Annotated in this window: 6 protein-coding genes, 1 tRNA gene and 1 pseudogene; 2 read left to right on the forward strand and 6 right to left on the reverse strand. The window is 64.3% G+C overall.

Annotated features, from left to right (window positions below):
- Positions 1-119 precede the first annotated feature (119 nt).
- Together KHO23_RS23480 and KHO23_RS23485 are read left to right on the forward strand one after the other, a co-directional pair.
- The gene (locus KHO23_RS23480) at positions 120-575 is read left to right on the forward strand and encodes a hypothetical protein (protein ID WP_211613625.1); all 456 of its coding nucleotides are present in this window, start codon (positions 120-122) and stop codon (positions 573-575) included.
- A gap of 135 nt (positions 576-710) precedes the next feature.
- Positions 711-2927, forward strand: a complete 2217-nt coding sequence (locus KHO23_RS23485; protein WP_211613628.1) for a UvrD-helicase domain-containing protein — start codon at positions 711-713, stop codon at positions 2925-2927.
- 5 nt (positions 2928-2932) lie between these two features.
- Here KHO23_RS23485 and KHO23_RS23490 read toward each other — a convergent pair whose 3' ends face one another.
- From KHO23_RS23490 to KHO23_RS23515, 6 genes and pseudogenes are all read right to left on the reverse strand, one after another.
- Positions 2933-3700: a DUF4088 family protein gene (locus KHO23_RS23490; protein ID WP_211613630.1), complete on the reverse strand. Its 768-nt coding sequence runs from the start codon at positions 3698-3700 to the stop codon at positions 2933-2935.
- 333 nt (positions 3701-4033) lie between these two features.
- A complete protein-coding gene (locus KHO23_RS23495) occupies positions 4034-4357 on the reverse strand; it encodes an AzlD domain-containing protein (protein ID WP_211613631.1) in 324 nt (107 codons plus the stop codon).
- Positions 4358-4461: 104 nt separating this feature from the next.
- Positions 4462-5136, reverse strand: a pseudogene (locus tag KHO23_RS23500) (AzlC family ABC transporter permease); the annotation flags it as partial.
- Positions 5137-5468: 332 nt separating this feature from the next.
- Complete coding sequence (locus KHO23_RS23505) at positions 5469-6296, reverse strand: helix-turn-helix transcriptional regulator (protein ID WP_211613633.1); 828 nt, start codon at positions 6294-6296, stop codon at positions 5469-5471.
- Positions 6297-6419: 123 nt separating this feature from the next.
- Positions 6420-6896 (reverse strand): CreA family protein, encoded by a 477-nt coding sequence (locus KHO23_RS23510; RefSeq protein ID WP_211613635.1) that lies wholly within the window; start codon positions 6894-6896, stop codon positions 6420-6422.
- A 317-nt stretch (positions 6897-7213) separates the two neighbouring features.
- Positions 7214-7289, reverse strand: a tRNA-Asn gene (locus KHO23_RS23515).
- Positions 7290-7293: the final 4 nt, after the last annotated feature.

A 7293-nucleotide genomic window follows, 5' to 3' on the forward strand; every position in this document is an offset into this window, starting at 1 on the left:
AAGCCTGCTGGATCTTTTCCGGCAAAGACCAGACCGGGTGAGGCGCGCATGAAACGCATCTCAACGTGCCGTGCCGGATAAGGCGCCCATGTCACAACAATTTTAGAGAGGATTTAGCCATGACCAAGATTCGTACGCTCCTGATCGGTACCGCCCTGACTGCTTTTGCCGCAACCGCTGCGGTCGCGCAGACCGCGCAACCGGCCGCCGGTATGAACGGCCAGGCACAGGTCCAGACCCAGGGCACCGATCTGGCGCCCGCAGCACCGGCCGCGCACGGTGTGCAACCGGCGACGCCGGCTCCGGCGCATCTCACGGCATCGGGCTCGACCGATCCGCTGGTGCAGAAGCGCGACGCCGACGCACAGGCCAATGCCGCATACAAGGCGTCGAAGAAGGCGTCCAAGGCGGAGTTGACGCAACAGCAAAAGGCTGCCAAGTCGCAGTACAACGAGCAGGTGCGTGACGCCAAGATCAACCAGAAGGCTGACAAGCAGACTGCCAACAATGAAATGAAGATGAACATGCAAGGCCAGGCAGCCGATCAGGACGTCGGCGCTGACGTCAAGCACTAACCCGCGTCTCAACGCAACGGGCGTGACGGCAAGTTGAGCCGCCGCGCCGAACCAGAATGGCCCGGAGCGCAATTGCGCCCGGGCCATTTTTTGTGCACGGTAAGGAAAAAAGGGCCGATTGTCTCCGAAGGTTGTATGGATATACAGTATGCGTCGCCGCGTCCACTCCCTCTCAGGCCCAAATCCACCGTGCTCCCCGTCGCTGAATCTCCGCCGCCGTCCGATTCCGGTACCGATTCCGGTACCGACACCGCCGCATGGCTGGCCAAGCTCAATGACGCGCAACGAGCAGCCGTCGAATACGGCGCCGACAGTCCCAACGCACCGCCGGGCGCGCTGCTGGTGATAGCGGGGGCCGGCTCCGGCAAGACCAATACGCTGGCGCACCGGGTCGCCAATCTGGTGGTGAAGGGCGCCGATCCGCGCCGTATCCTGCTGCTGACCTTCTCGCGCCGCGCCGCGCTCGAAATGACCCGCCGCGTTACGCGCATCGCCGCAGCGGCGCTTGGCACGCGCGCCGCGCTGGCACAAGGGCTGACGTGGTCCGGAACCTTCCATAGCGTCGGCGCGCGGCTATTGCGCGAATACGCGGACCTGATCGGCCTCGCACCCGCCTTCACGATCAACGACCGTGAGGATTCCGCTGACCTGATGAATCTCGTGCGCCATGAGCTCGGTTTGTCGGCGAAAGAGCGGCGGTTTCCGGCCAAGGGCGCTTGTTTCTCGATCTACTCGCGCGTGGTGAACACGGGCGCGTCGCTCGCCGACGTGCTCAACGGCGCGTTTCCATGGTGCCGCGAGTGGGAGGCCGATCTGCGCATGCTGTTCGCCGCCTATGTCGATGCCAAGCAGAAGCAGAGCGTCCTCGACTACGACGACCTGCTGCTTTACTGGTCGCATATGGCTGCCGAGCCAGCCATCGCGGCCGACCTGTCGGCGCGCTTCGATCACGTTCTGGTCGACGAGTATCAGGACACCAACCGCTTGCAGGCGTCGATCCTGCTCGCGCTGAAGCCTGATGGCCGCGGCCTGACCGTGGTCGGCGACGACGCCCAATCGATCTACTCGTTTCGCGGTGCGACGGTGCGCAACATTCTCGAGTTCCCGGCGCACTTCAATCCGCCGGCGAGGCAGATCACGCTCGAGCGCAATTACCGCTCGACCGAACCGATTCTGGCTGCGTCGAATGCGGTGATCGAGCTCGCCAGCGAGCGCTACACAAAGAATCTGTGGACCGACAGGGCCTCGGCGCAGCGCCCGCGTCTGGTGACGGTCGCCGACGAAGCGGATCAGGCGCGCTACATCGTCGAACAGGTGCTCGAGGCGCGCGAGCAGGGCATGAAGCTCAAGTCACAGGCGGTGCTGTTTCGGGCCGCCCATCACAGCGCCGCGCTTGAGATCGAACTGACCCGGCGCAACATTCCTTTCGTGAAGTTCGGCGGCCTGAAGTTTCTCGACTCGGTGCATGTCAAGGATGTGCTCGCCGTGCTGCGCTGGGCGGAGAATCCGCGCGACCGTGTCGCGGGCTTTCGTGTCGTGCAACTGCTGCCGGGCGTGGGGCCCGCCACCGCCGCGAAAGTGCTCGACGAGGTCGCGGCCCGGGCCGGCGCCGGCAATCCGGCCGATCTCGCTCATAGCGCCGGTGGTGCGCTGGCTGCCTTTGCGCCGCCCGCTCGTGCTCAGGAAGACTGGCATCCGTTCGTCAAGCTGATGTCGAGCGTTTATGGGCGGCAGACGCCGTGGCCGGCCGAGTTCGAGAGGGTGCGGCGCTGGTACGAACCGCATCTCGAGCGTAATCATGAGGACGCGGCGATCCGTCATGCGGACGTGTTGCAGATGGAAAGCATCGCGGGCACGTACCCGTCGCGCGAGCGTTTCCTGACCGAATTGACGCTCGATCCGCCCGACGCCACCAGTGGCGAATCCGGCGTGCCTTTGATCGACGAGGACTACCTGATTCTGTCCACGATTCATTCGGCGAAGGGGCAGGAGTGGCGCAACGTGTTCGTGCTGAATGGCGTCGACGGTTGTATTCCGTCCGATCTCGGCACTGGCAGCGAAGAGGAAATCGACGAGGAGCGCCGCCTGCTATATGTGGCGATGACGCGCGCGAAAGAAGATCTGCAGATCGTCGTGCCGCAGCGCTTTTACGTGCACAACCAGACCCATATGGGCGACCGTCACGTGTGGGCGTCGCGCACGCGGTTCATCCCGGCGCATCTGATGCCTTTGTTCGACGCCTACGCCTGGCCCCGCGTGGCGGTGCCGGGCGCGCCGACGGCGGCAGGACTGGCCGCGGCGGCGCGGGCGAAGATCGAGATTGGGGCCCGGCTCAGGAAGATGTGGGATTGACCGGGTTACCGCGACTGCCGTTGTTGCTGCTGTGGCGCCGGGCGCGGCGGCACGAAGAAATTGCGCAGCCATGCGGCGAGGCGTGAGAACACGTCATACGGTTCTTCGACGAAAATCTCCGGCTTCAACAAGCGCAGGTACTCCATGATCTGCTGCGCTTCCTGCTTCTGGAAAGAGCCGTGCGAAATGCCGAGGCGCAACAGGCCGCGCAGTTCGCCGAGCTTTTCACGCGCGGTGCTGCCCACGCCGGTTTCGCACGCCACTTTGGCTTCGTAGACGCGTTGGCGCAGCGATTCCACCAGACGCCAGGCCGGTGTCTGCATGATTTCCTCGAGCGCCTGGATGTCCTGCGCCGCGCCCTTGATCTGCGCCGCGAGCGGATCGATCAGTGCTGCGTCGCCTTCCGCTTCCTTGACGATGGCCGCCGCCCAGTCGCGGCATTGCTTGGCGAGCTCTTCCGGCGTCCATTCCGAGCGGGCCGCAAAGCCGAAGCCGAATTCCTCCGCCTGCCGCATCAGAATCGCGACGACGTCCGGGAATTCCTTGTCCAGCGTGCGTTTTGCCCACGCGTACTGGCCACCTTGCAACATCCGCTGAACGGCGTGTTCTGTCAGCGGCACCATATTGTCGAGCAGCTTGGCGCGCAAAAAGTCCTCAAACGACGGCGTCGCGAACTGCGGATCGAGCTTCAGCGAAACCCGCAAAAAAGCGTCGAAGTCCTTGCGCAGCGTCGCAATGGTCTCGTCTTTGAGCGTGAGGGTGATTTGACCCATGTGTTATCCCGTTTGGTCCTGCCGCGCGGCCTCGTCATGTCGCCCGATTGCATCCGGGCCCAGTGAGACGCGACGCCAAATGCCGGCGCGGTTGATTCCTGCCTGTTGCCGCGTAACCAGCGGGATGCATCCCGATGAGCGGACCTCGACTGCATATCGGCGGATTGAAGGGAAACTTAAGGGTGCAGAAGGCCTGGGCGGCGGCTTTAGAGAGATGTGTCGCCTGCGAGCGCGGCGGGCGGTGGCCGCCGCCGCCCCGTGCCGAGCCAGGCGCGCCTGGCGCCCATGACGGCGTGGGCGCCTTCGATACGCGGTGTGGACCTCGAACCGCGCTTATTTGAGCACGACCCCTTGCCAAACAAAAAAGACCGTCAGGCCGACCGCGATGGTCAGGAGCGGCCGCCGCGTCAGCGCGCTGACGACGATGGCGGCCAATGCTCCGACCAGTTGCGGATTGCGCCAGGTCAATTCGGCGTCGGTGCCGTGTGGCGAGACCGCCATCGGGACGATGATTGCCGTCAGCACGGTGACGGGCACAAAGTCAAGCGCGGTGCGTACGAGCGGCGGAAACACCAGCCGGTCGCCGAGCACGAAGACGGCGGCGCGGATCACCCACGTAATGGCGGCCATGCCGATGATCAGAACGACGTAGTTCATTGCGACGCTCCCGCGGTTTCCTGCGAGGGTGTTTGCGAGATTTTCCGCGGAGATTCTTGAGGGGATTCTTGCGGGGCTTCCTGCGAGGTTTCGGGTGACGCATTTTGCGAGGATTCGCGATGTCCCCGCGCGCCTCGCCGAAGTCGCGGCGACGACAGCAAAACACCGATTGCCACGCCCGCGAACACGGCGCCGAGCAGGCCGAGCTTGTATGGCCAGGCCTGCCAGAGGAACGCCAGCGTGCCCGCGGTGACGGCCGCCGCGATATAGCGCAGCGCGACGAGCTGCGGCACCACGATCGCAATGAAGGTGGCGACCATCGCGAAATCGAGCCCGAGCGACTGCAGGCCCGGAAAGGCCGCGCCGAACAGCAGGCCGGCGAGGGTCCAGATCTGCCAGTTCAGGTACATCGCCAGACCCGCGCCAAAGAAGTAGTGTGGGCCGACCGTGCCGGGCTCCCGGTGCCGGTAGTGTTCCCACGCGACGGCGAAGACTTCGTCGGTGAGCAGTGCGCCGAGGGCCCAGCGCCAGCGCGGGGGCAGATGCGCGACATGCGGGGCGAGCGTCGCGCTATACAGCACGTGACGCAGATTGACGACGAGCGTGGTCGCCCAGATCACCGCAAAACTGGCGTGGCCGGCGATCAGACCCAGCGCGATGAATTGCGCGGAGCCGGCGAACACAACGAGCGACATCAACTGCCCGTGCCATAGATGCAGCGGGCCAGTCGCGACCAGGGTGCCGAAGATCACGCCGAAGGGCGCCGCGCCGACCATCATCGGGATGATGTCGCGCGCGCCGGCGGTGAATTCCTTTAGATGGCCTGTGCCTGAGGGCCGGCCGGGGTTGGGATGGGTCAATCTTGCCTCCTTGATTCGGGAAGCATAGCGAGTGGAAGCGGGCGGGGCTTGTACGTTCTTGCGGTGAGCGCGTGGATGCCGTGGTGGACGGTTGCGGGATGCCACGCCCGATGCAATTTGCGAGGCGGCTGGCGGCTGGCGGCGGATGGCGGGGCGAATCGGGTCGGCGCGGAGCGGAGCCTCAAAAGAGGTCGGACCTGAGATTGCATTGCTGCACGACTGTCGGCGCATTGCCGTCCGAGAGTCTTGCGTCAGCCGCCTTGCCAGCGTCCCGGTGGCACGCCGAACATGCGCCGGAAATGCCGCGTGAAATGGCTCTGGTCCGTGAAACCGCTTGCCGCGGCGACATCCGTCACGGAAACGCCCGCTCGCAAAGGCGCGAGCGCACGTTGCAAGCGCACCTGGTTGCGCCACGCATGCGGCGGCAAGCCGGTTGTCTGCGTAAAAAGACGTGCGGCGTGAAATGGCGACAATCCCGCTGCCTGCGCGACCTCGGCCAGCGTGACGGGCTCGGCGAGGTCACCCGTCAAGCACTCCTGCATGGTCGCGACACGGGCGTCGTCGGCGGCGAGGCGCGACGGTTCGGGCTGCGTTTCCGAGTAGCGAACCAGCAAGGTGGACAACGCGTCAAGCATCGCGGCTTCGGCGGCGAGCGGATCGTCGCCGGCTTCCAGCAGGCGGTGCGCGCGCGCCAGCCGCCGCGCCAGATCGGGATCGCGGATCACGCCCGGTGCGAACCACGGCAAGGCCTGTGACTGCCCGGCAACCTCGTTGGCGAGCGCGTGGATGAACGCCACCGGCGCATACATTACGCGATACCGCCAGCCTGCCTCGACAGCCTTCGAACCCGTGTGCAACTCGCCGGGATTGATGATCGGCACGCTGCCTGCTTCGGCGACATAATCCGAGCCTCGATAGCGATAGCCCTCGGCGCCCGCGACAATCACCGGAATTGTGTACGCATCGTGCCAATGCGGCGTGAACTCGTGATCGTGATACTCGGCCGTGAGCAGATCCGCGCCGGGCAAAAGCGGCGTACGCCAGTAGCGGGCGGAATCCTGGAAGCGATGGGCGGTCATGGTGAACGTCTGGCGATCTGGCAGTCCGGCAGGGTTTTTCAGTGTAGCGCGCCGTGGCCGCTGCTGGTGCCGTAACGCATGCATGCACGCATTTGTGTAGTGAGTCTTGCCGAAGGACGGCGATTACTTGACCGGGATCGTCGTGCCGGCCGGGATCGGCACGGCGCTCACGCTGTTTTTCGCGCTGCCGCTGACGATGCGGTCGCTGTAGGTCATGTACACCAGCGTGTTGCGCTTCGCGTCGACAACCCGCACCACATGCAGCGATTTGAAAATCAGCGACATGCTCACGGAGAACACGTCGGCCTGCTTTTTCACCGGCCCCGTGAAGTGAATCTCGCCGACCTGACGGCAGGCAATCGACGCTTCGGTCGGATCTTCGGCGATGCCGAGCGTGCCTTTGACGCCACCTGTGCGCGCCCGCGACACGTAACAGGTCACCCCCTGGACGAGCGGATCGTCATAGGCTTCGACGACCACGCGGTCGGAACCCGTCACGCGGAAGTTGGTATTGACGCTGCCGACTTCTTCGCTGTGTGCCGGAGACAGCAGCAGAGCGGTAGTGACGGCAAGCGCGATGCGCAACAAGGTCGATTTCATGAGATGGCCGGGAATGAGCGTTTGGGTTGAGCGCGAGAGGGTGTTGCGCCGGTAAAACGCCATCGTATAACGGTGTGGCTGACAGAGGGTCGGTGCCGTTGCCCCATCGTCATGGGCTATCTTTCGGCCGGAACAAACGGTCGTGCCCAGACACAGCTACACGGCTATCTGATCCGGCGTTGAAACAGGCCAGACCAGAACGCTAAGGCCAAAACGCCGAACCAAAACGCCGAATCAAAACGCCGAATCAAAACGCCGAATCAAAACGCCGAATCAAAACAAAAAGGCCCGCACGAATGCGGGCCTTCTAAAATTTTTGGCTCCTCGACCTGGGCTCGAACCAGGGACCTACGGATTAACAGTCCGGCGCTCTACCGACTGAGCTATCGAGGAACAG

This window comes from Paraburkholderia haematera (assembly GCF_905220975.1).
Lineage (GTDB): Bacteria > Pseudomonadota > Gammaproteobacteria > Burkholderiales > Burkholderiaceae > Paraburkholderia > Paraburkholderia haematera.